The following is a 536-nucleotide window of genomic DNA, read 5'->3' as shown; positions in this document are numbered from 1 at the left end:
GCCGGCGGCTGTGGAGCCTGGTGCCGAGGCCGCCGTCGATGCCGCTGCCCTGCGCGCCGAATGGCTGCAGCTGCAGGACACCCACGACTTCTTCGGCCTGCTGCGCCGGCATGGCGCCAGCCGCCGCCAGGCCTTCCGCCTGGCCGGTCCCGACCTGGCGCAGCGCCTGCCGATCGGCGCCGCGGCCGAGGCGCTGCGCCAGGCGGCGGCGCTGGCCCTGCCGGTCATGCTCTTCGTCGGCAACCGCCACGCCATCCAGATCCACACCGGCCCGGTCTCCCGCCTGGTCGATGCCCATGGCTGGTTCAACGTGCTGGACCCCGACTTCAACCTGCACCTGAAGGAGGCCGGGGTCGCCGAGATCTGGCGCGTGGTGAAGCCCACCGCCGACGGCGCCGTCACCTCGATCGAGCTGCTGGACGCGCGCGGCGAGGCCGTCGCCATGCTGTTCGGCGCGCGCAAGCCCGGCCAGCCCGAGCTGCCCGCCTGGCGCGCCCTGGCCGAGGGCCTGGCCGCGGCGCCGCTGGCGGCATGAT

1 protein-coding gene is annotated in these 536 nt (G+C 75.4%); it reads left to right on the top strand.

What is annotated here, in order from left to right; all coding sequences use genetic code 11:
* The coding region (locus tag BKE38_RS30120; RefSeq protein WP_278247665.1) for a ChuX/HutX family heme-like substrate-binding protein at positions 1 to 535 on the top strand (535 nt) is incomplete at its 5' end.
* Position 536: the final 1 nt, after the last annotated feature.

The sequence above is a fragment of the Teichococcus deserti genome, assembly GCF_001982615.1.
GTDB classification, from domain to species: domain Bacteria; phylum Pseudomonadota; class Alphaproteobacteria; order Acetobacterales; family Acetobacteraceae; genus Pseudoroseomonas; species Pseudoroseomonas deserti.
Note: the sequence above shows the minus strand (reverse complement) of the source record. Positions and strands in the feature narration are given on the sequence as shown.